General features: G+C 71.3%; 19 protein-coding genes. 7 read left to right on the top strand and 12 right to left on the bottom strand.

What is annotated here, in order from left to right:
- Positions 1–70 precede the first annotated feature (70 nt).
- Positions 71–511: an SRPBCC family protein gene (locus OG496_RS42910; protein WP_405974708.1), complete on the top strand. Its 441-nt coding sequence runs from the start codon at positions 71–73 to the stop codon at positions 509–511.
- Between the two features lie 65 nt (positions 512–576).
- Here OG496_RS42910 and OG496_RS42905 read toward each other — a convergent pair whose 3' ends face one another.
- Positions 577–1,218: a LysE family translocator gene (locus OG496_RS42905; RefSeq protein WP_366498124.1), complete on the bottom strand. Its 642-nt coding sequence runs from the start codon at positions 1,216–1,218 to the stop codon at positions 577–579.
- 162 nt (positions 1,219–1,380) lie between these two features.
- Here OG496_RS42905 and OG496_RS42900 point away from each other — a divergent pair, with 162 nt between their 5' ends.
- Complete coding sequence (locus OG496_RS42900; RefSeq protein ID WP_405974707.1) at positions 1,381–3,510, top strand: protein kinase domain-containing protein; 2,130 nt, start codon at positions 1,381–1,383, stop codon at positions 3,508–3,510.
- Between the two features lie 5 nt (positions 3,511–3,515).
- Here OG496_RS42900 and OG496_RS42895 read toward each other — a convergent pair whose 3' ends face one another.
- From OG496_RS42895 to OG496_RS42875, 5 genes are all read right to left on the bottom strand, one after another.
- Positions 3,516–4,670: an XdhC family protein gene (locus tag OG496_RS42895; RefSeq protein ID WP_405974706.1), complete on the bottom strand. Its 1,155-nt coding sequence runs from the start codon at positions 4,668–4,670 to the stop codon at positions 3,516–3,518.
- 44 nt (positions 4,671–4,714) lie between these two features.
- Complete coding sequence (locus tag OG496_RS42890; protein ID WP_366498127.1) at positions 4,715–6,175, bottom strand: NCS2 family permease; 1,461 nt, start codon at positions 6,173–6,175, stop codon at positions 4,715–4,717.
- Between the two features lie 155 nt (positions 6,176–6,330).
- Positions 6,331–8,727 carry a xanthine dehydrogenase family protein molybdopterin-binding subunit gene (locus tag OG496_RS42885; RefSeq protein ID WP_405974705.1) on the bottom strand — a complete coding sequence of 799 codons (2,397 nt, stop codon included), beginning with the start codon at positions 8,725–8,727 and terminating at the stop codon, positions 6,331–6,333.
- A gap of 1 nt (position 8,728) precedes the next feature.
- The gene (locus OG496_RS42880; RefSeq protein ID WP_366498129.1) at positions 8,729–9,313 is read right to left on the bottom strand and encodes a (2Fe-2S)-binding protein; all 585 of its coding nucleotides are present in this window, start codon (positions 9,311–9,313) and stop codon (positions 8,729–8,731) included.
- A complete protein-coding gene (locus OG496_RS42875; protein WP_399393189.1) occupies positions 9,313–10,203 on the bottom strand; it encodes an FAD binding domain-containing protein in 891 nt (296 codons plus the stop codon). Before OG496_RS42875 ends, OG496_RS42880 begins: the two co-directional genes overlap by 1 nt.
- A 302-nt stretch (positions 10,204–10,505) precedes the next feature.
- On the opposite strand from OG496_RS42875, the gene OG496_RS42870 reads away from it, so the two are divergent.
- Positions 10,506–12,179 carry a PucR family transcriptional regulator ligand-binding domain-containing protein gene (locus tag OG496_RS42870; RefSeq protein WP_366498131.1) on the top strand — a complete coding sequence of 558 codons (1,674 nt, stop codon included), beginning with the start codon at positions 10,506–10,508 and terminating at the stop codon, positions 12,177–12,179.
- Between the two features lie 129 nt (positions 12,180–12,308).
- The gene (locus OG496_RS42865; protein ID WP_366498132.1) at positions 12,309–13,076 is read left to right on the top strand and encodes a hypothetical protein; all 768 of its coding nucleotides are present in this window, start codon (positions 12,309–12,311) and stop codon (positions 13,074–13,076) included.
- Position 13,077: 1 nt separating this feature from the next.
- Here OG496_RS42865 and OG496_RS42860 read toward each other — a convergent pair whose 3' ends face one another.
- Entirely contained in the window at positions 13,078–13,347 is a 270-nt protein-coding gene (locus OG496_RS42860; protein WP_399393193.1) for a hypothetical protein, read from the bottom strand.
- 128 nt (positions 13,348–13,475) lie between these two features.
- Positions 13,476–14,318 carry a GntR family transcriptional regulator gene (locus tag OG496_RS42855; RefSeq protein ID WP_405974704.1) on the bottom strand — a complete coding sequence of 281 codons (843 nt, stop codon included), beginning with the start codon at positions 14,316–14,318 and terminating at the stop codon, positions 13,476–13,478.
- 157 nt (positions 14,319–14,475) lie between these two features.
- Between OG496_RS42855 and OG496_RS42850 the strand changes: the two genes are divergently transcribed.
- Positions 14,476–15,324: a (2Fe-2S)-binding protein gene (locus OG496_RS42850; protein WP_405974703.1), complete on the top strand. Its 849-nt coding sequence runs from the start codon at positions 14,476–14,478 to the stop codon at positions 15,322–15,324.
- A 303-nt stretch (positions 15,325–15,627) separates the two neighbouring features.
- Positions 15,628–16,671, top strand: coding sequence for a DUF2637 domain-containing protein (locus OG496_RS42845; protein ID WP_328677142.1), 1,044 nt, complete (start codon positions 15,628–15,630; stop codon positions 16,669–16,671).
- Positions 16,672–16,801: 130 nt separating this feature from the next.
- Here the strand turns inward: OG496_RS42845 and OG496_RS42840 are convergent, their stop codons facing one another.
- Positions 16,802–17,254, bottom strand: coding sequence for an ATP-binding protein (locus OG496_RS42840; protein WP_399393199.1), 453 nt, complete (start codon positions 17,252–17,254; stop codon positions 16,802–16,804).
- Positions 17,255–17,729: 475 nt separating this feature from the next.
- Complete coding sequence (locus OG496_RS42835; RefSeq protein WP_405974702.1) at positions 17,730–18,200, bottom strand: hypothetical protein; 471 nt, start codon at positions 18,198–18,200, stop codon at positions 17,730–17,732.
- Between the two features lie 146 nt (positions 18,201–18,346).
- Here OG496_RS42835 and OG496_RS42830 point away from each other — a divergent pair, with 146 nt between their 5' ends.
- The gene (locus OG496_RS42830; RefSeq protein ID WP_405974701.1) at positions 18,347–19,498 is read left to right on the top strand and encodes a helix-turn-helix domain-containing protein; all 1,152 of its coding nucleotides are present in this window, start codon (positions 18,347–18,349) and stop codon (positions 19,496–19,498) included.
- 12 nt (positions 19,499–19,510) lie between these two features.
- On the opposite strand, the gene OG496_RS42825 is transcribed toward OG496_RS42830, so the two are convergent.
- Entirely contained in the window at positions 19,511–21,253 is a 1,743-nt protein-coding gene (locus OG496_RS42825) for a pyruvate dehydrogenase (RefSeq protein ID WP_327400389.1), read from the bottom strand.
- A gap of 73 nt (positions 21,254–21,326) precedes the next feature.
- The gene (locus OG496_RS42820) at positions 21,327–23,000 is read right to left on the bottom strand and encodes a protein phosphatase 2C domain-containing protein (protein WP_405974700.1); all 1,674 of its coding nucleotides are present in this window, start codon (positions 22,998–23,000) and stop codon (positions 21,327–21,329) included.
- Positions 23,001–23,421 lie beyond the last annotated feature (421 nt).

Below are 23,421 nucleotides of genomic sequence, written 5' to 3'. Positions count from 1 at the left end.
CCGCTAGGCCATGGGTGTGAGCCGTCGATGAAAGTATCGCCGATCAAGAAGCGTTCTCTACGATCCATACATGGTCAACTTCCGTCTCGAACGCACGGCTCCGCTTCCCCTTGAGGAGGCGTGGCGCCGGTTGACGGAGTGGCCACGCCACGCCGATGTCGTCCCCCTGACCAGGGTCACCGTGGTCACTCCTCCGCCGACCCGCGAGGGCACGGTCTTCGTGGCCCGCACCGGACTCGGCCCGCTCGGCTTCGACGACCGGATGGAGGTCACCGTGTGGCGCCCACCGACGGAGGACGAGCCGGGTCTGGTCCGGTTGGAGAAACGGGGACGGGTCGTCCTGGGCTGGGCCGAGATCGAGGTGCGGCCGGGGCCGGGGGGCCGTAGCCGCGTGGTGTGGGAGGAGGAGCTACGGGTCCGCTTCCTGCCGCGGCTCTTCGACCGGCCGCTGCGGTGGGCGGCGCGGTCGATGTTCGGGCGGGCGGTGAACGGGCTGCTGAGACGGTCGTGAGGGTCTCCGTCCGCGCGGCCGGCCGGACGGTCTCAGCCCTACGCCCGTCCACCCGGCCGACGGTCTCAGTCCTTCCGGCCGGTCACCGCGACCGTCACGCCCAACCCGATCATCGTGAGCCCGCCGACCCCGCCCACCGCGGACAGTCGGCGCGGTGAGCGCGCGAACCAGTCCCTGGCCGTGGACGCGACCAGCCCCCACACGCTGTCGGAGACCACGGCGATGAGGTTGAAGACCAGGCCGAGCAGCAGCATCTGGCTGGTGACGTGGCCCTGCTCGCGGTCCACGAACTGGGGCAGTACGGCGGCGAAGAACACGATCGTCTTGGGGTTGGCCACCCCGACGGCGAACCCCTCCCACAGCGTGCGCAGGCCGCTGTGCGGGACCGCCTCCTCCCCCGCGAACGCGGCCCGCAGCGACCCGCGTTGACGCCACGCCTTCACCCCGAGATACACCAGGTAGGCGGCGCCGGCGAGCTTCAGTGCCGTGAAGACGAGCACCGAGCGTTCCACCAGCGAACCGACGCCGAGCGCGACCGCCACGACGAGCAGATAGGCGCCGAGGGTGTTGCCCACCACGGTGGTCAGCGCGGCCCGGCGGCCGTGGGCCAGCGCCCGCCCGATCACGAACAGCACACTCGGGCCGGGGACGATGATCAGCAGGAAGGACAGCGCCGCGAAGGCGACAAGTCGGTCGGTGGACACCATGGGGCCATGGAAGATGGGGGCACCCCGGGCCCGCAACTCATTTCCAGGTGCCCCGAGGCCGATGCCCGGTGAACGGAACGCACGCCCTAGGGTGATGGCCCCAAGTGTGATGGCTCTGAACGGCCCTACCGGGCACGGGAATCAGGAAAGGTGACCGGCGAGATGTCGCTTCGCCCCGGGGACACGGAGTCGATCGGCGGATACGCGCTGGTCGACCGGCTCGGCAGCGGCGGGATGGGCGTCGTGTATCTCGGGCGCTCGGCCTCGGGACGACAGGTCGCCGTCAAGGTCGTGCACGCGCAGTACGCGCTGGACGAGGAGTTCCGCGCCCGGTTCCGGCAGGAGATCGCCGCCGCCCGCCGGGTGAGCGGAGCGTTCACCGCCCCCGTCGTGGACGCCGACCCGGACGCCGAACTCCCCTGGATGGCCACCCTCTACGTGCCAGGCCGCACCCTGGCCGAAGCCGTCCAGAAAGACGGCCCGTTGGGCGGCCGGGCCCTGCGCACACTCGCCCTGGGTCTCGTCGAGGCGCTGCGTGACATCCACCAAGCGGGCGTGGTCCACCGGGACTTGAAGCCCAGCAACGTCCTGCTCGCCGAGGACGGCCCCCGCGTCATCGACTTCGGCATCTCCCGTGCCGCCGACAACCAGACCCTCACCGTGACCGGTCGGCTGATCGGCACCCCGCCCTTCATGTCGCCCGAGCAGTTCGCCGCTCCCCGGGACGTCACGGCCGCCTCCGACGTCTTCTCCCTCGGCTCGCTCCTCGTGTACGCGGCCACCGGCAACCGCCCCTTCGACGGCGCCAGCCCGTACCTGACGGGCTATCAGGTCATGCACGAGCAGCCCCGGTTGGACGGTGTGTCCGAGCCGCTGCGGAGCATCGCCGAGCGCTGCCTCGACAAGGACGCGACGGCCCGTCCCCAACTGGCCGAACTGCACGGCATGTTGCTGACCCTGCCCGAGGACGGGGACGAGGACGAGACCGCCGCCGGAGCCTGGGCCGGCACGGCGGCGGGCCTCCCGAGAACCGCACGCCCGCGCCGAACCCGGCGACTCGTCATCGCCCTCGCCACCGCGCTCGCCGCCACCACCCTCGGCCTCACGACTCTGCACTGGCTGTCGGACGGCGGCACGGACGCGGGGACGCCCGCCGCGTCCTCGTCCTCCTCGTCCCCCGCCACGGCGCTGCCCACCGGCTGGAAGCCATGGCGGGCGAGCCTGCTCACCTCCCAGACCGGCGATCCCCTCGACTACACCCAGTCCGGCTGTCTGGCGGGCGACAGCACCACCGTGTACTGCGCCGGTACGGGCGCCACGGTCACCGCGCTGGACGCCGCCTCGGGCCGGGTCCGCTGGCGGTCGGGCACCAGCCCCGAGACCTCGCTCCCCATCGGCGTCCGGGACGGGCGCGTCTACACCTACGTCAAGCCCGACTCGGACGACACCTTCATCACCCGGCGCCTGGTCGCCCTGGACGCGAAGACCGGCACGCGGCTGTGGATCCACCCGATCAGGGACGACACGGACCCCGTCCTGTTCGACGGCGGGATCCTGGCGATGGACGTGGACGCGACGAAGTTCGTGGCCTACGACGCGTCGGGCCGTCGGCTGTGGAGCGCGCCCATCTGGTCGAACCTCGGGAACTCCTGCACTCCGACGGCACTGGGCGGCGCCCCGTACGCCCTCTGCACGGTCGAGGACGATCCCTCCCAGGGCGATTTCGTCCTGGTACGCCTCGATCCCGCCACCGGCGCGCAGCGGAAGGTCGCCGAACTCCCCACGGGGGCTTGGCCGTTGGGCGCCGACAAGGGCCGGGTGCTGTTCCTGGCGCCGAAGCTGGCGCCGGAGGTCTTCGGCAGCTCCCCGGACCAGCTGTACACCGCCCTGGACCGGGTGAACCCGAGCACCGGCGCGATCGAGCGGATCGCCCTGCCGGCCGGCACCCGCGGCACGGCCACTCTGGTCAAGGACGTGATCTACCTCGTCCGGCCGAACGGCACGGTCACCGCCTTCCGCGCGGCCGACGGCAAGCGGCTCTGGCAGCGGGAGACGGACACCGAGAACCTGTCGACGCCGGTGTTCTCCGCGAAGTTCGACAGGCTCTACTTCTCGAACCAGTTCGGCCGACTGCTGGCCCTGGACCGGAGCACCGGAGCCGTCGAGTGGCGTACGTCCGCACTGGCGAACACCGGTGACTCGACGGACGACACCACGCCGTACGTCCTGCTCGTCAAGGACGCGCTCGTGGCCGTGGCGGGCGACACCGCCTTCTCGGTCCGCCCCCGCTGAACCGCTCAGGCCACCGACCCGATCCGCCCCACCGCCGTCGACGAACTCGCGTCGCGATGGATCGGCGTGTGCGCCCCGGTGAGTGAGATGCCGCTGCCGCCACGCCTGTTGGCGACGATCTCCGCGGCGATCGACAGGGCCGTCTCCTCGGGCGTACGAGCACCGAGGTCGAGCCCGATCGGGGACCTGAGCCGGGCCAACTCCACTTCCGTGACGCCGACTTCGCGCAGGCGTTCGTTGCGGTCGAGGTGGGTGCGGCGGGAGCCCATCGCGCCGACGTACGCCACCGGGAGGCGCAGCGCGAGCTGGAGCAGGGGTACGTCGAACTTGGCGTCGTGGGTCAGGACGCACAGGACCGTGCGCGCGTCGACGTCCGTGCGGGCGAGGTACTTGTGGGGCCACTCGACGACGATCTCGTCGGCGTCGGGGAAACGGGGCCGGGTGGCGAAGACGGGGCGGGCGTCACACACCGTCACGTGGTAGCCGAGGAACTTGCCGACGCGGACCAGCGCGGCGGCGAAGTCGATCGCGCCGAAGACGATCATCCGGGGCGGCGGGACCGAGGACTCGACCAGGACCGTGAGCGGGGCCCCGCAGCGGGAGCCCTGCTCGCCGATCTCGACCGTGCCGGTACGGCCGGCGTCCAGGTAGGCGCCGGCCTCGGCGGCGACCGTACGGTCCAGTTCGGGATGGGCGCCGAACCCGCCGTCGTAGGAACCGTCGGGGTGGACGACAAGCGCGCGGCCCCGCAGGTGAGTCGGGCCCGAGACGATCCGGGCCAGGGCCGCCGCCCCGCCGCTCGTCGCGGTCGAGAGGGCGGCGGTGATCACCGGTCGGGCGGGGTCTCCGGCCCGTACCGGTGTGACGAGGATGTCGATGACTCCGCCGCAGGTCAGACCGACGGCGAAGGCGTCCTCGTCGCTGTAGCCGAAGCGTTCAAGGACAGTTTCGCCGTCCGCCAGCGCCTGTTGGCACAGTTCGTAGACCGCGCCTTCCACACAGCCCCCGGAGACCGAGCCGATCGCCGTGCCGTCGGTGTCCACCGCGAGGGCGGCGCCGGGCTGGCGGGGTGCGCTGCCGCCGACGGCCACCACGGTGGCGACGGCGAAGTCGCGGCCCTGCTCGACCCACCGGTGCAGCTCTTCGGCGATGTCCAGCATCTCGGTCTCCTAACGAGGTTGTGGGGAAGGGCAGTTGGGGCGGGCTAGTGCACGCCCAGCCAGCTCTCGACGGGGTTGAGGGCAAAGTAGACGAGGAAGATGACGGTCAGCCCCCACATGAAGGCGCCGATCTCCCGCGCCTTGCCCTGGGCGGCCTTGATGGCGACGTACGAGATGACTCCGGCGGAGACACCCGCGGTGATGCTGTAGGTGAACGGCATCACAACTACCGTCAGGAAGACAGGGATCGCGGTGGCCCGGTCGGCCCAGTCCACGTGCCGGGCGTTCATCAGCATCATCGAGCCGATGACGACCAGGGCGGCGGACGCGACCTCCTGCGGGACGATCGCGGTGACCGGGGTGAAGAAGAGACAGGCCGCGAAGAACAGGCCGGTGACGACGGAGGCGAGGCCCGTTCGGGCGCCCTCGCCGACCCCCGTGGCCGACTCGATGAAGACGGTCTGGCCGGAGCCGCCCGCCACGCCGCCGATCGCGCCGCCGGCGCCGTCGATGAACAGCGCCTTCGACAGGCCGGGCATCCGGCCCTTGTCGTCGGCGAGTTTGGCCTCCGTGCCGACGCCGATGATGGTGGCCATCGCGTCGAAGAAGCCGGCCAGGACGAGCGTGAACACGATCATGCCGACCGTCATCGCGCCGACCTTGCCCCAGCCCCCGAACTCCACATGGCCGAAGAGCGAGAAGTCCGGCATCGAGACCGCGCTGCCGTGCAGTTCGGGGGCTGCGCCGCTGGCCCACTGCTTGGGGTCGATGACCCCGGCGGCGTTCAGGACCGCGGCGACGACCGTGCCGGTGATGATGCCGACGAGGATGGCGCCGGGCATGTTGCGGGCCTGGAGCATGAAGATCAGGAGCAGGGTGCCCGCGAACAACAGGACGGGCCAGCCAGCGAGTTCACCCGCCGGGCCGAGGGTGAGCGGGGTCGCCTTGCCCTGGTGCACGAAGCCGGATTTGTAGAAGCCGATGAGCGCGATGAACAGGCCGATGCCCATCGTGATGCCGTGTTTCAGCGCGAGCGGGATCGCGTTCATGATCATCTCGCGCAGGCCGGTGACGACGAGCAGCATGATGACCACGCCGTACAGCACGCACATGCCCATCGCCTGCGGCCAGGTCATCTGCGGGGCGACCTGCGAGGAGAGGACGCCGGAGACGGAGAGTCCGGCGGCGAGGGCCAGTGGCACCTTGCCGACGAAGCCCATCAGGAGGGTGGTGAAGGCCGCCGCGAACGCGGTCGCGGTGATCAGCCCTTTCTGGCCGAGCGTGTCCCCCGCGACGTCCTTGCCGGACAGGATCAGGGGGTTGAGCAGCAGGATGTACGCCATCGCCATGAAGGTGGTGACTCCGCCGCGCACCTCACGCGCGACGGTCGATCCCCGCAGGGATATGTGGAAGTACCGGTCGAGCCAGGACCGGCCGGCCGGGACGCGGGTTCCTTCACCCGAGTCCTCGGCGGCGGTCCTGGGTTCCACTGACTGCTGGGTCATGGGGCCATCTCCCAAGGTTCACAGGGGCACCCGTCGGCCGCCTCGGCGGCGCGCGGGATTTGGGATGGACGACCCGGGGGACGGCCCGAGACGAACAATGGGGGCCTGAGGGGACCAACTCCCCCCAGGACGTCACCGGTTGGGACCCCGAAGGGTCATGTGCCCGTGAGGTGCTCCGGGCGTACCGGTGTCCTGTTCAGTTCCAGCCCGGTCGCGTTCCGAATCGCCGCGAGGACGGCCGGAGTCGACGACAGGGTGGGGGCCTCGCCGATGCCGCGCAGCCCGTACGGGGCGTGCTCGTCGGCGAGTTCGAGCACGTCGACCGGAATGGTCGGCGTGTCGAGGATGGTGGGGATCAGGTAGTCCGTGAAGGACGGGTTCCTGACCTTGGCGGTCTTGGGGTCGACGATGATCTCCTCCATGACCGCGATGCCGAGACCCTGGGTCGTACCGCCCTGGATCTGGCCGATGACGGACAGCGGGTTGAGCGCCTTGCCGACGTCCTGCGCGCAGGCCAGCTCGATCACCTTGACCAGGCCGAGTTCGGTGTCGACCTCGACGACGGCGCGGTGCGCGGCGAACGTGTACTGGACGTGCCCGAAGCCCTGTCCGGTGCGGAGGTCGAAGGGCTCGGTCGCCCGGTGCCGCCACTCGGCCTCGATCTCGACGGTCTCGCCTTCGAGGACGTCGGCCAGATCTGCCAGTACCTCACCGCCGTCGGTGACGATCTTGCCGCCCTCCAGGAGGAGTTCGGCCGTCGCCCAGGCCGGGTGGTAGGTGCCGAGCTTGCGGCGGCCCATCTCCAGGACCTTCTCACGGACCAGCTCGCAGGAGTTCTTGACCGCGCCGCCGGTGACGTACGTCTGCCGGGACGCCGAGGTCGAACCGGCGCTGCCCACCTGCGTGTCCGCCGGGTGGATCGTCACCTGCGTGACGCCCAGCTCGGTGCGGGCGATCTGCGCGTGGACGGTGACTCCGCCCTGGCCGACCTCCGCCATCGCGGTGTGCACGACGGCGACGGGCTCGCCGCCGACAACTTCCAGGCGGACCTTGGCCGTTGAGTAGTCGTCGAAGCCTTCGGAGAAGCCGACGTTCTTGATGCCGACCGCGTAGCCGACGCCTCGTACGACGCCTTCGCCGTGCGTGGTGTTGGACAGGCCGCCCGGCAACTGCCGTACGTCGGCGGCCTCTCCGGCCGCGAGCCACTGCTGCTCGGGCGGCATGGGCATCGCCTTGACGCGGCGCAGGAGTTCGGCGACCGGGGCCGGGGAGTCGACCGGCTGCCCGGTCGGCATGATCGTCCCCTGCTCCATCGCGTTGAGCTGCCGGAACGCGACCCGGTCCATGCCCACCTTGTCGGCGAGCTTGTCCATCTGGGCCTCGTAGGCGAAGCACGCCTGGACCGCGCCGAAGCCGCGCATCGCGCCGCAGGGCGGGTTGTTGGTGTAGAGGGCGATGGCCTCGATGTCGACGTCGTCGATGACGTACGGTCCGGCGCCGAGCGACGAGGCGTTTCCCACGACCGCCGGGGAGGCCGACGCGTAGGCGCCGCCGTCCAGGACGATCCGGGCCTTGAGGTGGGTGAGCTTGCCGTCCTTCGTCGCGCCGTGCTCGTAGTAGAGCTTGGCGGGGTGGCGGTGGACGTGCCCGAAGAAGGACTCGAAGCGGTTGTAGACGATCTTCACCGGCTTGCCGGTACGCAGGGCGAGCAGACAGGCGTGGATCTGCATCGACAGGTCCTCGCGCCCGCCGAACGCGCCGCCGACACCGGACAGCGTCATGCGGACCTTGTCCTCGGGCAGGCCGAGCACGGGCGCGATCTGCTTGAGGTCGGAGTGCAGCCACTGGGTCGCGATGTAGAGGTCGACACCGCCGTCCTCGGAGGGCACGGCGAGTCCGGACTCCGGGCCGAGGAACGCCTGGTCCTGCATGCCGAAGGTGTACTCACCCTCGACGATGAAGTCGGCGCGCTCCCGGGCGGCTGCCACGTCGCCGCGAATGATCGGCTGGCGGTGGACGATGTTCGGGTGCGGGACGTGGCCGATGTGGTGGTCGTCGCGGCCCTCGTGGATGAGGATCGCGTCCGGCGCGGTCGCGGACGACTCGTCGGTGATGACCGGGAGTTCGCGGTACTCGACCTTGATCTTGGCGGCGGCACGGCGGGCGGTCTCCGGGTGGTCGGCGGCGACGATCGCGACCGGTTCGCCGTGGTGGCGGACCTTGCCGTGCGCGAGGACGGGCGTGTCCTGGATCTCCAGGCCGTAGTTCTTCACGTCGGTCGGCAGGTCGTCGTAGGTCATGACGGCGTAGACGCCCGGGGTCTTCAGCGCCTCGACGGTGTCGATGGAGACGATCTCGGCGTGCGCGACCGTGGAGCGCAGGATCTGGCCCCAGAGCATGTCCTCGTGCCACATGTCGGACGAGTACGCGAACTCGCCGGTGACCTTGAGGGTGCCGTCCGGGCGGAGCGTGGACTCGCCGATGCCGCCCTTGGTCTTCGAACCCTGGGTGACCTTGATGGGAGTGCCGATGGGGGTGCCTTTGACGGACATGTCAGACCGCCTCTCCCTGCCGGGCGGCCGCCAGGCGTACCGCGTCCATGATCTTCTCGTAGCCGGTGCAGCGGCACAGGTTGCCGGAGAGCGCCTCGCGGATGTCCGCGTCGGTCGGGGTCGGGTTGTGCTCCAGCATCTCGTCGGCGGCGACGAGGAGTCCGGGGGTGCAGAAGCCGCACTGGACGGCGCCGGCGTCGATGAACGCCTGCTGGATGGGGGCGAGTTGGGTGCCCTCGCCGGTCTGCGAGTCGAGCGGTTTAGCCGCCCAGCCCTTGGCCTCGTCAACGGACGTACCGCAGGCGCCTGTTGCGCAACTCCCTTGCTCCGCGCGCTGCTTGGCGTAGTCCGCGAGGCCCTCGACGGTGACGACCTCGCGGCCCTCGACCTGGCCGGCGGCGACGAGACAGGAACACACCGGGATGCCGTCGAGGCGGACGGTGCAGGAGCCGCACTCGCCCTGCTCGCAGGCGTTCTTCGAACCCGGGAGGCCCATCCGCTCGCGGAGCACGTACAGCAGGGACTCGCCCTCCCACACGTCGTCCGCTTCCTGCGGGCGGCCGTTGACCGTGAAATTGACGCGCATCAGGCGACTCCCTCCGTGGGGGCGGCGGTGCCGCGGTACGACTCCCAGGTCCAGGTCAGGGTGCGGCGGGCCATGATGCCGACCGCGTGGCGGCGGTAGCTGGCCGTGCCCCGGACGTCGTCGATCGGGTTGCAGGCGGCGGCGCACAGGTCCGCGAACTGCTTGGCGACCGACGGGGTGATGATCTTCCCGTTCTCCCAGAAGCCGCCCTCGTCGAGCGCGGCGTTCAGGAACTCCTCGGCGGTCTTCGCCCGTACGGGGGTCGGCGCGGCCGAACCGATGCCGGTGCGGACCGTGCGGGTCGCCGGGTGCAGGGCCAGACCGAAGGCGCACACGGCGATCACCATGGCGTTCCTCGTGCCCACCTTGGAGTACTGCTGCGGGCCGTCCGCCTTCTTGATGTGCACGGCCCGGATCAGCTCGTCGGGCGCGAGGGCGTTGCGCTTCACGCCGGTGTAGAACTCGTCGATCGGGATGAGCCGCGTGCCGCGCACCGACTCGGCCTCGACCTCGGCGCCGGCCGCGAGGAGCGCGGGGTGGGCGTCGCCGGCCGGGGAGGCGGTGCCGAGGTTGCCGCCGACGCCGCCGCGGTTGCGGATCTGCGGGGAGGCGACCGTGTGCGAGGCGAGGGAGAGGCCCGGCAGTTCGCCGCGCAGGTTCTCCATGATCCGCGTGTACGGGACCGAGGCCCCGAGCCGCACGCTGTCGGCGCCGACCTCCCACTCGTAGAGGTCGCCGATGCGGTTCAGGTCGAGCAGGTACTCGGGCCTGCGGTGGTCGAAGTTGATCTCGACCATCACATCGGTGCCGCCCGCGATCGGTACTGCGGTGGGGTGCTCGGCCTTAGCGGCGAGCGCCTCCTCCCAGCTGGCGGGGCGAAGGAAGTCCATGACCGGCTCTCTTCTTCGTCTCGTGGGTCGTACGGATCAAGCCAGTTCGTGTGCGGCGGGTCCGGCTCGTTCATGTGCTGTTAATGCAGCGTGAGGTCAGTACACAGCGCCGTGCGCGGAGCGGGTCAGTCACGGAAACCATGAAGGAGTTGGCTGGCCAGCGCGGGCATCTTGTAGATTCATATGAACAGAGGTCATCAGTAACCCCTCCGATTCCCTGTGGAAACGTGGGAAACAGCCCCGCACCCACAGCACCTCTTGGTTCATCGTAGTTTTCTAGACAAAGAACGGCGGCGACGGCGATGCGGCTGCGCGCACTTCTGGACACCGATGCGCTGGGGCTGCGGCTGCTCGGCGGCGAGGACGAGCTGGACCGCACGGTCCGCGGGGTGATGACCACCGACCTGCGCGACCCCAGCCGCTACCTCTCGGGCGGCGAGCTGGTCCTGACCGGTCTGGCCTGGCGCCGGAGCGCCTCCGACACCGAGCCGTTCGTACGGCTCCTGGTGTCCGCCGGGGTGGCCGCGCTGGCCGCCGGCGAGGCCGAGCTGGGTGCCGTCCCGGACGACCTGATAGCCGCCTGCGCCCGGCACCGGCTGCCGCTGTTCGCGGTCAACGAGTCGGTGGCGTTCGCGACGATCACCGAGCATGTCGTACGGCAGGTGTCCGGTGAGCGGGCCGGTGATCTCGCGGCCGTGGTGGACCGGCACCGCCGGATGATGACCTCGGGCCCTGCGGGGGGCGGCCCGGACGTGGTGCTGGATCTGCTCGGCTCGGACCTGGATCTGCGGGCGTGGGTGCTGTCGCCGACCGGGCGGCTCATCGCGGGCTCGAAGGTGTCGGGGCCCGCGCTGCCCGTCGACGTGTGCGCGAAGCTGGCCGCCGAGCAGCTCGCCGCCGCCCGCACGGGCCGCCGGGGACCGCACCGGCTGGCGCTGGGCGGCTCGACGTACTCGCTCTTCCCGATCCGCGGTGGCGGGCGGTCCGCGCAGGGCTCGCGGGACGTGCGCGAGACCGTGCTGTCGGACTGGCTGCTCGCCGTGGAGGCGGACGCCGGGGACTGGCCGGACGAGCGGCTCGACCTGTTGCAGGGCGTCACGCAGCTGATCGCGGTCGAGCGGGACCGGCGGGACGCGGCGCGCACGGTCCGCAGACGGCTCGCGCAGGAGGTCCTGGAGCTGGTCCAGACGGGTGCCGCGCCCGCCGAGATCGCCGCGCGCCTACGGGTCGCCGCTCCCGTCCTGCTGCCCGGGCTCGGGGCGGCCCCGCACTGGCAGGTGGTCGTGGCCCGGGTCGAGTGGGACGGCGCCGACATCGAGGCCGGCCCGGTCGCCCAGTCGTTGCTGGAGGAGATCCTGGTCGACCCGCTGACGACGGGCCCCGAGCCCTCCGACCGCATCGCCGTGGCCCACTCGGGCGACGAGGCGATCGCGCTCGTACCGCTGCCCGCGGTGTCGGCGGAGCACGACGGTTCCGAGTCCGGGATCCACGCGGACGTGCTCCTGGAGGCCGTACGGGATCCGCTGTCGGCCGGGCTCGACGGCGACGGGCGGGTCACGCTCGGGGTGAGCGCGGCGGTGCACTCGGCGGAGGGACTGCGCGGGGCACTGGAGGAGGCACGGCACGCGCGGCGGGTGGCGGCGGCTCGTCCCGGGCGGGTGTGCGCGGCGGGCCATCAGGAACTGGCCTCGCACGTCCTCCTCCTTCCGTTCGTGCCGGACGACGTACGGCGGGCCTTCACCGCGCGCCTGCTCGACCCGCTGCGCGACTACGACCGCCGGCACCGCGCGGAGCTGATCCCGACGCTGGAGGCGTTCCTGGAGTGCGACGGTTCCTGGACGCGCTGTGCGACCCGGCTGCACCTGCACGTCAACACGTTGCGCTACCGGGTCGGCAGGATCGAGCAGTTGACGAGTCGCGACCTCTCGCGGCTAGAGGACAAGCTGGATTTCTTCCTGGCACTGCGGATGAGCTGACCCGAAGATCCCACGACTTTGTGAATTCTTTCACCCACCCTCTTGGCCGGGCCCTACGATCCGTGCTGAGATGCCACCACTCAACAGCTCAATGGTGTGCTCGGGGAGGGCAACGTGGCGCATTCCGCCATGTCTGGACACGGAACGACCGAAGGTGACGATCCCCTCCAGACCGCGGTGTGGCGGCTGCGCTCGCGGGCCTGCTGGGTCGACGCGGCGGCGCTGCTGCGGCCCGACACCGCGGCACCGGCCCTCCAGCGGACCGCGCTGCTCGTGGAGCGGTGTCTCTACACCGAGCAGGGCTGGGAGGACGCCGACGACGCGCTGCGGACGGCCGAGGCGCTGGCCCACAGCGACGACGAGCGGGGCGCGGCGGCCTGTGAGCGCGGGTACCTCGCCTACGCGGCCACGCTGCACTCGGTGCGCGACCGGGCGGACGAGGCACGGGCCGCGCTGGGGCGGGCGGCGGCGCTGATCCCGCCGGACGGCGCGGGGCGGGCGCTGCTGGACTTCCGGCGGGGGCTGGTAGCGGAGAACCTGGCGCGTTCGCCGCAGGCCGCGCGGGCCGCGTACCGGCGTGCGCACGCGGGGGCCGCCGACCAGGCCGACCCGCTGCTGCTGTCGTTCACGCATCGCCACCTGGCCGGACTGGCCCTGCGGGACGGGGAGTTGGCGGAGGCGCGGCACGGCTTCGCCGAATCGCTGCGGATCCGGGAGGAGTTGGGCTACCTCGTCGGTACGGCACCGGCCCTGGTGTCGCTCGCGGACGCGGAGGCCGAGCCGGAGGCGTCCCGGTTGCGCGAGGAGGCGCGACGGCTGTTCCGGCTGCTCGGGGGCGTACCGACGTGGCTGGCACGGCAGTTGGCGGTGCCCGCGCCAGGTGCGGCGACGGCTTAGGTCAGGAGCCGTTCGTCCGGTTCTGCACGACGTTCACGACGTGGTGGACGAACTGCAGGACAGATGCCCGGAGTTCGGGGTCGCGGGCGACCAACACCCCGACGGCGACGAGCAGAAGGAAGGACAGGAGGCTGCCGCCGCGGCCCGAGTGGCCGCGGCGGGCGCCCATCTGCGCGGCGCGCATCCCGTCCTGTGCCGCCTGTCGTGCCGACTGCTCGGCGCCCCGCTGCGCGGCCTGTTGTGCGGCTTGCTGGCCCGGATTCGGAAACATCGGCGTTCTCCCCCGCGGATCGGTCGGCTCTCTCCGTGGGGCACGTCAGCGCCGGCCGGGCGGGTTCCCGGTGCGGCCCATGGTCGCCGGACCCGGACCCGCTCGTGACCGGAGTCACATATTCGAGTTCACGCGGCTCCCGCGAAGTGCTCCTGCACCAGGGAGCGCACCACGTCCCACTCCCCCGCGGCCAACGCGTCGAGGAGCGCGAGGTGTTCGGCCGCGTCCGCGACCAGGTCGGCCCGCCCGCGCGTGACGGGACCGCCGACCAGCGGCCACTGGGCGCGCCGGTGCAGGTCCTCGGCGATCTGGACGAGCTGTTCGTTGCCGGCGAGGGCGAGCACCGCGCGGTGGAAGGCCCGGTCGGACTCGGCGTACGTCGCCCGGCACCCGGAGGCCGCGGCACGGACGGTCCCCTCGGCCAGCGGACGCAGGTCGGCCCAGCGGGCGGCGGGCACGGTACGGGCGAGCCGGAGCATCACCGGTACCTCGATCAGGGCGCGGATCTCGGCCAGTTCGGCGAGTTCGCGGGCGCCCCGCTCGATCACCCGGAAGCCCCGGTTCGGTACGACCTCGACGGCACCCTCGGTGGCGAGCTGCTGCATGGCCTCGCGCACGGGCGTGGCGGAGACGCCGAACCGGTCGCCGAGCGCGGGCGCGGAGTAGACCTCGCCGGGGGTCAGCTCGCCGCCGACGAGCGCGGTGCGCAGCGCGTCCAGTATCTGACCGCGCACGGAGGGCCGCTGAAGGACCTGCCGGGGGCGCGATGGGGGTCCCCCCGCTCGAGCGAAGCCGAGAGTGGGGGACGGCGTCTCGCTGTGCGTGTGCTCACCGCGCACCGCACCGGCGCCGTCCGCGAGATCCCGGTCCCGGTCCACGTCGGCGGCGCGCTGCTGCGGCGGCACCCGCGACCCTCGGGCGAGCGGATCCGGAATGCCGGTCCCGGCGGAGCCCTGCGTGCCCTGCTTCACGGGTCCTCCTCCGGACGTGTCGGTACTTGGGGTCATTACGGCGTCTTGTTACTCGTCCGTCAAGCACCTTAGGCGCAGATCGGACTAGTTCAAATTAGGGGACGGTTGGGTAAGGTAAGCCTTACCTCTAAACCAACGGCGAATCGGTGGTCCCGGCATGCCCCTGCCCTCTTCGGCCGTAGCGGACTCGTACGCCCGCCTCACCGAGGTCATCCCCGGGCTCGCGATCACCGAACTCACCCCGGGCCGGCCCACCCCCACCGGCGGCGGCTGGATCTCGGCAGCCGCACTGGCGGAGGGCGGTGAAGGCCTGGAGGCGTTCCTGGCCCGGGACGACGCCCAGGTCCTGCGCGACCACGGCCGCCGGGGCCGCCCGGACGTGATAGCCACCTTCGGCCTGCACCGCTACGCCTGGCCGGTCGTCCTCCTGTTCACCGTCCCCTGGTTCCTGCACCGCCGGGTCCCCCGCCTCCCGGTGACCCACGTCTCCTACGACCGCACGGCCGAGGGCTTCGACATGGGCCGGCTGGCCGTCCGTACCGACTCCTTCGCCTGCCTGCCCGGCGACCCGGCCGCGCTGCTGCCCGGCGCCCGGGTGGTCGCCGACGAGGAGGCGCTGCGGGCGGAGGTGCGGGCCGCGGTCGCCGAGCACATGGAGCCCGTCCTGGCCGGCTTCGGCCCGCGGATGCGACGGCGGGGCCGCGCCCTGTGGGGCATGGCGACCGACGAGGTCGTGGAGGGCATCTGGTACGTCGCCGACCTCTTCGGCGAACAGCCGCGGGCCGTACGGGAGTTGGAGCGGCTGTTGCCGGGCGCGACCAAGCCGTACGTCGGATCGGCCGCGTTCCGTGAGGTGACGGGGCCTCATGGCGAGCCGCTGTCCACCCGGGACCGGGCCAGTTGCTGTATGTACTACACGCTGGACGCCGACGACGCGTGCGCGACCTGTCCGCGCACCTGCGAGACCGAGCGGGTCACCAAGCTGCTGGCTGCGGCCGTGAGTTGAGGGACCCTCAGTCACACCCTCCACTCGGGGCCCGCTAGGATCAGCCGCGAACAAGGCGTCCGTCCGGTTACAGGTGCTTCACAACTTCCTCACTTGCCGCAGGAACTTTCCGTGGAACCACCCGTACGGGTAGTCTTATTCGAACTCAACTCCCGCCCCTCAAGCGGCAGTTCGAGCAGAAAGCCGCCCTGGGCATCCCCTTGCACCTCCTTGGCGGCCTCTTGCCCCGAAAACGCCTGAGGGCCGTTGGGATTGGGCCACTATGGCGGGCGTTACGCCCTATCCCAATGCAAGGGACCCCAGATGAGACTGACCGACATATCGCTGAACTGGCTGCTTCCCGGCGCCGTACTGCTCCTGGGCATGCTGGCGGCGGTGGCGGTGCTCGCGCGGAGCAAGCGGTCCGGCGGGGAGCACGCGAAAGACGACTCGTGGGAGCGCACGGAGGAGCGCCGCAGGCGCAAGGAGGCCATATACGGCATCGCCTCCTACGTCCTTCTGTTCTGCTGTGCGGCGGTCGCCGCGGCACTCTCCTTCCACGGACTGGTCGGCTTCGGCCAGGAGAACCTCGGCCTCACCGACGGCTGGGAGTACCTGGTCCCGTTCGGCCTCGACGGCGCGGCCATGTTCTGCTCCGTCCTCGCGGTCCGCGAGGCCAGCCACGGTGACGCGGCCCTCGGCTCCCGCATACTCGTGTGGACGTTCGCGGCCGCGGCCGCCTGGTTCAACTGGGTGCACGCGCCCAGGGGTGTCGACCACGCGGGCGCTCCGCAGTTCTTCTCCGGCATGTCGCTGTCGGCCGCGGTCCTCTTCGACCGCGCGCTGAAGCAGACCCGACGGGCCGCGCTGCGCGAGCAGGGTCTGGTGCCGCGTCCGCTGCCGCAGATCCGTATCGTCCGCTGGCTGCGGGCCCCCCGCGAGACCTACAGCGCCTGGTCGCTGATGCTCCTGGAGAACGTGCGCAGCCTGGACGAGGCGGTCGACGAGGTACGCGAGGACAAGGCGAAGAAGGAGGAGACCCGACTGCGCCGCCGCGACCAGCAGCGGATCGAGCGGGCCCAGCTCAAGGCCATAAGCCGGGGCCAGCGCGGCCTCATCGGACGGGGCGGCGGCCGGTCGCCGGAACCGCAGGCCCTGGAGCGTGGCGGCTCCGGACAAGCATCCGCGGAGCCTGCTCTATCGACGCCGGAACAACTGCCGGTTCGCACGCGTCCCTCACTCCAGCCAGTCCGCGGGGCATCTGACCCGATAACCGTCGACCTCACCGCCGAGGACGACACGATGGCCCTGCCGCGCCTCGACTCCCTGGAGCGCAAGCTCAAGGACCTGGAGCAGCAGTTCGGCTGAGCCAAGGGCTGAGAACCTGATCCGGGACCGGGCGACATCGGGACGGGGGCGGAGTCCAACTGGACACCGCCCCCGTCCCGTTGCTCATGCCGGGCCCGTGCCGTCGCTCATGCCGGGCCCGTGCCGTCGCTCATGCCGCGTCCGAATCCAGCTCGAACCAGACGGACTTGCCCACTCCGTGGGCCGACACTCCCCAGGCGTCCGCGAGGGACTGCACCAGGACCAGGCCCCGCCCGTGCGTACCGTCGTCGGCGTCCGGTACGCGCAGTCGGGGCCTGCGCGCCACGAAGTCCCGTACCTCCACGCGCAGTCCACGGGGTCCGACGGTCGCCGTGAGGACGGCGTCGTCGTCGGTGTGGATCAGCGCGTTGGTGACGAGTTCACTCGTGAGCAGCTCCGCTATCTCCGATCGTCCCGGCCTCCCCCAGTGCCGTAGCAGTTCACGCAACGCTCTGCGCGCCTCGGGCACCGCCCGCAGGTCCGCGCGTCCGAGTCTGCGCCTCAGTTGAGGCGGCTGCGCCGGTTCCGTGGCGCTGTCGGCCTTGTCCTCCGCCGCTTTCGCCGAGGAGGCCCCGATCGCCATGGGACCGCCTCCTCGTGCTTGCCTTTTCATGACCCCCGCCTGCACGCCGGTTTCCGGTTCCCTCCTGCTCGAACACGTTCACGGGGATCCATGCCCTCGTCGGGAACAGGGCAGTCATGTCGAAGGGGCAACGACCGGGTGTTCGGCCACAGTTGCGCCGGATCCTGCGGGGCGGAGGATTCGGGGGCACTGCCGTCCGTACGGTCGAACAGCCACCGTACGAAGCATGCGGCGCGGGTGGGGCGGTCGGGGCGTTCCCCTCCGGGTTGCCGTGGCTCCCGGCGCCGGGACCAGACACCCCGTGAGGTCCTGACCACCGGCGATCGAACCGACTGCCGATGCGCGGCTGCCGATCCGGCCGTAGTCCGCGAAGGCGTGGGGCGGTTGGTCCCCCCGGACCTCCCCCGAGACCCACGCTCCGCGAAACTGGCCGGAATCAGCCGCTCAGGAACCGCGAACGGCTCCTCTACGGGGCCTACTTGCCGCCGATGCCCTTCGTGCCGATGTGGATGATCTTGTGGGTCGTGCGGGTCATGTCGACGACCAGCTTGGTGGTGTCCCCGCCGCCCCAGGTGAGGGTGACGGTGGCCTCGGTGTAGTCGGTGGTGCCGTTGTCGGCGACCTTCCAGCTCATGGGCGTGTTCTGCGCCTGGAGGACACCGTCCGCGTGGTTCTTCGCCTCCCAGGCCTTCAGTTCCTTCAGGTAGGCGGGGGTGAGGTAGTAGCTGCGCAGCTCCGTGGCGAGCTTGCCGCCGCCGCTGTCCAGGTCGCTCTCGGCGTCGACGTAGGCGCCGTAGAAGTCGGCGATGCGGGTGATGTTGTCGTCCGGTGAGCCGCTCACGGTGCGCGGGGCGCCGGCCGAGGCCTGGGCCGCCACACCCAGCCCGAGGGCGAGGGCGAGGCCGGCGGCGAGGGCGGTGCGGCGCGTGGCCTTCTTGCTGTTCACGTGTGTTTCCCCGTTCAGGTGGGTGCCGTGCTGTGGTCGCACCGAGCTTCGGCGTACGGCCGCGGCGACCGCAATGACCGACACCGACACCGCGACGGTGGAACCGTCCCACCCCCGCTGACCTCCTGGTATAGGGAGTGCCTGGGATGCCGTCCTGGGACGCGACACGCACGGGAGCAAGGGTGTCGGGCGAGGCCAACGACAAGGACGTCGAGGAGTTCGCGGCGCTGCTACGGCGCCTGAAGGCACGCACGGACCGCAGCTACAGCCAGCTGGCCCGCCGTCTGAACATGAACGCCTCGACCCTGCACCGCTACTGCGTGGGCGAGGCGGTCCCCCTCGACTTCGCCCCCGCCGAACGGTTCGCGGCGCTGTGCGGGGCGACACCGGACGAACGGCTGGAGCTGCACCGGTACTGGATCCTGGCGGTGGCGGCGCGACAGCGGCGACGGGATGCGGAGCCGCCGGTGGAGAGTCCGGTTCCAGTTCCGGCACCAGCACCGGCACCGGACGCGGCTCCTGAGCCCGCCGCCCGATCGCCCTGGTACCGGCGGCGGCTCGCGCTGACGGCCGCCGCCGTGTGCGCGGTGCTCGCGGTGTGGGGCAGCCTGTCGGCGGTGTCCACGCACGACACGGCCAAGGCCAAGACCGGCGCCACGGCGAAGGCGAGCCCTTCCGCCCGCCCCGCCCCGCTCACCTGGACCGCCGACTCCCAGGTCTGGGAGATCGGCTGCGACCACGACTACGTCATCGACAAGGCACCGAAGGACGTGCCGCCGCCCCCGGTCCAGCAGGACGCCGGGGCTTGGGCGGCGACCCAGCACGCGGTGCACGGCGGGCAGACCGACGTGGAGATCTCGGTGCAGGGCAGGACCTCAACGGCCGTGGTCCTGGAGGCACTTCGGGTCCGGGTCGTCGGCCGTACGGCACCCGCCCCGGGGACCGCCTACTCGATGGCCCAGGGCTGCGGCGGGGACATCTCCCCACGCTACTTCGGCGTGAACCTGGACGCCCACCGCCCCCTGGTCCGCCCGGAACCGGGCGGCGACATGGGCAGGACGGTCCCGGCGGTGCACCTGCCGTACCGGGTCTCGGCCACGGACCCGGAGGTCCTGCTGGTCAAGGCCCGCACCGGGACCTGCGACTGCCGCTGGTACCTCGAACTCGACTGGGCCTCCCAGGGCCGCACCGGCACCCTCCGCATCGACGACCACGGCAAGCCGTTCCGCACGAGCGGCATCAAGGGCCTGCGGCACCTCTGGTACTCGTCGAACGGGTGGGCGCCGTACGACGGTTAGGACCCGACGGGTCTAAGGCCGGGGCATGTTGCGGATGTTGGAGCGGGCCATCTGCAGCATCCGGCCGACTCCCCCGTCCAGCACGATCTTTGAGGCCGACAGCGCGAAGCCCGTCACCATCTCGGCGCTGATCTTCGGCGGGATGGACAGGGCGTTGGGGTCGGTGACGACGTCGACGAGGGCCGGGCCGTTGTGCTTGAAGGCTGCCTTCAGGGCGCCTTCGAGGTCCTTGGGCTTCTCGACCCGCACACCGTAGGCACCGCAGGCGCGTGCCACGGCGGCGAAGTCGGGGTTCTTGTTGGTGGTGCCGTACGACGGGAGACCGGCGACCAGCATCTCCAACTCGACCATGCCCAGGGAGGAGTTGTTGAACAGGACGACCTTCACCGGCAGGTCGTACTGGACGAGGGTGAGGAAGTCGCCCATCAGCATGGAGAATCCGCCGTCGCCCGACATCGACACGACCTGCCGCTCGGTGTCGGTGAACTGGGCGCCGATCGCCATCGGCAGCGCGTTCGCCATCGAGCCGTGGGAGAACGAACCGATGATGCGGCGGCGGCCGTTGGGCGTGATGTAGCGCGCGGCCCACACATTGCACATGCCCGTGTCGACGGTGAACACGGCGTCCTCGTCGGCGAGTTCGTCGACCACGGCGGCCACGTACTCGGGGTGGATCGGTACGTGCTTCTCGACCTTCCGCGTGTACGCCTTGACGACGCCTTCCAGCGCGTCGGCGTGCTTCTTGAGCATCCGGTCGAGGAACTTCCGGTCCCCCTTCGGCTTCACCCGCGGGGTGAGACAGCGCAACGTCTCCTTCGCGTCGCCCCACACCGCGAGGTCCAACTTCGAGCGCCGGCCGAGGTGTTCGGGCCGTACGTCGATCTGGGCGATCTTCACGTCGTCGGGGAGGAACGCGTTGTACGGGAAGTCGGTGCCGATGAGGATGAGCAGGTCGCACTCGTGGGTGGCTTCGTAGGCGGCGCCGTAGCCGAGCAGTCCGCTCATGCCGACGTCGTACGGGTTGTCGTACTGAATCCACTCCTTGCCCCGCAGGGCGTGTCCGATCGGGGACTTGATCTTCCCGGCGAACTCCATGACCTCGGCGTGCGCTCCGGCGGTGCCGCTGCCGCAGAACAGGGTGACCTTCTCCGCCGCGTCGATCATCTCGACGAGCTTCTCGATCTCCGCGTCGCCGGGCCGGACGGAGGGCCGGGAGGTGACGAGGGCGGTCTCGGCGGCCTTGTCCGGGGCGGGCTCGGAGGCGATGTCGCCGGGAAGGGAGACGACGCTGACACCGGACTGCCCGACCGCGTGCTGGATGGCGGTCTGCAGCAGCCGGGGCATCTGCTTCGGGTTGGAGATGAGTTCGCTGTAGTGACTGCACTCCTGGAAGAGCCGGTCGGGGTGGGTCTCCTGGAAGTAGCCGAGGCCGATCTCGCTGGACGGGATCTGCGAGGCGAGGGCGAGGACCGGGGCCATGGAGCGGTGGGCGTCGTAGAGGCCGTTGATGAGGTGCAGGTTGCCTGGGCCGCAGGAGCCGGCGCAGGCCGCGAGCTTGCCGGTTATCTGTGCTTCGGCGCCGGCGGCGAAGGCGGCGGTCTCCTCGTGCCGTACGTGGATCCAGTCGATGGCGGAGTTGCGGCGGATCGCGTCGACGACCGGGTTGAGGCTGTCGCCGACGACGCCGTAGAGGCGCTTGACTCCGGCGCGGACGAGGATGTCGACGAACTGTTCGGCAACGTTCTGCTTGGCCATGGTTCTCGCGTGCCCTTCGGTTTCCGGTGTCCTGCGGATCCCTCTGGGTTCCATGAATTCACAGCCCCGGCGCTCACGCCTCCCAAACGGCGGCTGCCGTGCGGTCGTCGGCATAACCCTTGACCCGCACTTGGGTGTCGGCGAGGAAAGCGGCGAGACCGGGCGGGGAGGTACTGGACCACCTGCCCGCCAGATGCGCGGACAGTTCGGGTTCGCCGCGCAACGGTTCGGCCAGCCCGCCGGTGCACATGAGAAGCGTGTCGCCGGGGCGGGCCACGGAGGCCCGGAAGCGGAAGGGTTCGCGGGGCGGCTCGGGGGCGGGTTCGTACGGGCTCGGAGGCGTCGGAATCCCAAGATCCATGGTGAGCCGGTCGCCCTCGGGCGTCTCGGCGGGCTGCGACCCGAACCCGACGACGGCCTCGCCGCTCAGGTCGCCGACAGTGGGCTCGATGTCCTGCCACTCCCCGTCCCGCAGCCGGAACAGCCCACCGGGCCCGACCCCGAAGAAGACCCGGGTACGGCACTCCGGGTGCGCGGGCAGGAGGAGACACCGCAGGCCGGCCGAGTACTCCTCGGGGTCGATGCCCTGTTCGGCGGCGCTGGCGCGGAGCTTGCCGAGACTGCGGTCGGTGAGCCGGTGCAGCCCCGACTTCAGATCCCCGCGCCGAGCAGCCCTTATGTCCTCGGAGAGCCGTGCGTGACTCCGCCCCACGGCCCGCGCGATCCAGTGACACGCCTCGGCGGCGGCCCGATGCGCCCCCGGCGTGGCCCGGGCCCCGGTGGCCATCGCCACCAGCACCAACGCCTGCTCCCCGACCCCGAACCTCGCGGTCAGCAACGAGTCCCGCCGCGGCTCCCCCCTGAACCGCGCGGAGTCCCCCCGCACAGAAACAGCCCTGATCGTGCTCGCCCCGTACCGCGCCCCGTCCAACACGGTGTCCGCGACGAGATCGTCGAGCTCATCCGGGTCGGCAAGCGGGAGGGCGGTGGGCTCGGCGTCGTAGGTGGGGGGTCCGGAGCCTACGTAGTCGAGGGTGAGGGGGGTGGAGGTGGGAGGGGGTGGGGGTGGTGCGAGGGCGGGGAGGTTGGGGGGTGGAGGGAGGGGGGCCTTCGGAGCGGGGGCGGGGTTGTCGGCGAAGGGCGCGGGCGCGACCGGTGGTTGCGGGTAGGGGCGCGGGTCGAACGGGCGCTCCGGGTGCGGGGATTGCGGGGCGGTGGTGGGAGGTGCGGGGGTGGCCGGAGGTTGCGGATAGAGGATGGGGTTCGGGGCGGACTGCCCGTCGGGACGGAGGTCCTCCGGAGCTGCGGTGGGGCTGTCGCCAGGGGGTACGGGCGCGGCCGATCCCTGCGGATAAGCGCGCGGGCTGGACGGTCCGTCTGGACGCGGGTCCCTCGGAGCGACGACGGGACTGTCGGCAGGAGGCGCGGGAACGGCCGATGACTGCGAGTAGGGGCGCGGTGAGACCGGGCCCTCCGGACGGAGGGCGGTGGGATCGTCAGCGGGGCGCACGGGAGCCGCCGCCGACGACGGGGCGGAAAGCCCATCCGGGTGGAGGCCCTCCGGAGCGACGACGGGGTCGTCGGCAGGAGGCACGGGAGCCGCCGGTCGCTGCGGATACGCCGGCGGAAACCCCGAACCAACGGGCCGCTGAGCGTCGACCGACGAGAGGCCGGGCTGCGTGTCCACGTACGGGCCCTGCCGGGGCGGCGCGGGCGAGGCCTTGTCGTCGGGGGTTGCGGGGGCCACGGGCGTGAACAGCGGAGGCTCGCCGTACCGATCCGCGCCGCTACCCCCCGGCGCCGAAGGCGACGAAGTGCCGTCACCGGGAGCGGCGGGGCCCAAGGGCCTGAACACCGGAGGCTCGTCCTGCAGATCCGCCTTAGGAGCGGCCGGGGCAAAGGGCGTGAACACCGGAGGCTCAACGCTCGGCTCCGCGCCGGGAGCGGTCGGCGCCACAGGTGTGAACACCGGAGGCGCACCGTACTGATCCGAGCCGCCACCTCCCGGCGTCGAAGACGACGAGACGCCATCGCCAATGGCTACGGTCGGGCGGTCACCCGGCGCAGCGGCACCCGCCGCGTCACCCCGGAGGGAACCGACCCCACCGGCACTCCCCGCGGAACCGCCCCCAGCCCCATCCACACCCGAAACACCAGCCGAGCCACCC

Origin of the sequence: Streptomyces sp. NBC_00988 (genome assembly GCF_045162645.1) — a bacterium.
In the GTDB taxonomy this organism is placed as follows: Bacteria; Actinomycetota; Actinomycetes; order Streptomycetales; family Streptomycetaceae; genus Streptomyces.
This window is presented reverse-complemented; position numbering and strand designations above follow the sequence as displayed.

What these genes read in the sequence shown, in the direction of transcription:
- OG496_RS42900 (WP_405974707.1), top strand. Translation starts at nt 1,381, where the DNA reads ATGTCGCTTCGCCCCGGGGACACGGAGTCGATCGGCGGATACGCGCTG.
- OG496_RS42830 (WP_405974701.1), top strand. Translation starts at nt 18,347, where the DNA reads ATGCCGTCCTGGGACGCGACACGCACGGGAGCAAGGGTGTCGGGCGAG.
- OG496_RS42885 (WP_405974705.1), bottom strand. Translation starts at nt 8,727, where the DNA reads ATGTCCGTCAAAGGCACCCCCATCGGCACTCCCATCAAGGTCACCCAG.
- OG496_RS42845 (WP_328677142.1), top strand. Translation starts at nt 15,628, where the DNA reads ATGAGACTGACCGACATATCGCTGAACTGGCTGCTTCCCGGCGCCGTA.
- OG496_RS42865 (WP_366498132.1), top strand. Translation starts at nt 12,309, where the DNA reads ATGTCTGGACACGGAACGACCGAAGGTGACGATCCCCTCCAGACCGCG.
- OG496_RS42860 (WP_399393193.1), bottom strand. Translation starts at nt 13,347, where the DNA reads ATGTTTCCGAATCCGGGCCAGCAAGCCGCACAACAGGCCGCGCAGCGG.
- OG496_RS42825 (WP_327400389.1), bottom strand. Translation starts at nt 21,253, where the DNA reads ATGGCCAAGCAGAACGTTGCCGAACAGTTCGTCGACATCCTCGTCCGC.
- OG496_RS42905 (WP_366498124.1), bottom strand. Translation starts at nt 1,218, where the DNA reads ATGGTGTCCACCGACCGACTTGTCGCCTTCGCGGCGCTGTCCTTCCTG.
- OG496_RS42850 (WP_405974703.1), top strand. Translation starts at nt 14,476, where the DNA reads ATGCCCCTGCCCTCTTCGGCCGTAGCGGACTCGTACGCCCGCCTCACC.
- OG496_RS42890 (WP_366498127.1), bottom strand. Translation starts at nt 6,175, where the DNA reads ATGACCCAGCAGTCAGTGGAACCCAGGACCGCCGCCGAGGACTCGGGT.
- OG496_RS42875 (WP_399393189.1), bottom strand. Translation starts at nt 10,203, where the DNA reads ATGGACTTCCTTCGCCCCGCCAGCTGGGAGGAGGCGCTCGCCGCTAAG.
- OG496_RS42910 (WP_405974708.1), top strand. Translation starts at nt 71, where the DNA reads ATGGTCAACTTCCGTCTCGAACGCACGGCTCCGCTTCCCCTTGAGGAG.
- OG496_RS42870 (WP_366498131.1), top strand. Translation starts at nt 10,506, where the DNA reads ATGCGGCTGCGCGCACTTCTGGACACCGATGCGCTGGGGCTGCGGCTG.
- OG496_RS42895 (WP_405974706.1), bottom strand. Translation starts at nt 4,670, where the DNA reads ATGCTGGACATCGCCGAAGAGCTGCACCGGTGGGTCGAGCAGGGCCGC.
- OG496_RS42880 (WP_366498129.1), bottom strand. Translation starts at nt 9,313, where the DNA reads ATGCGCGTCAATTTCACGGTCAACGGCCGCCCGCAGGAAGCGGACGAC.
- OG496_RS42840 (WP_399393199.1), bottom strand. Translation starts at nt 17,254, where the DNA reads ATGGCGATCGGGGCCTCCTCGGCGAAAGCGGCGGAGGACAAGGCCGAC.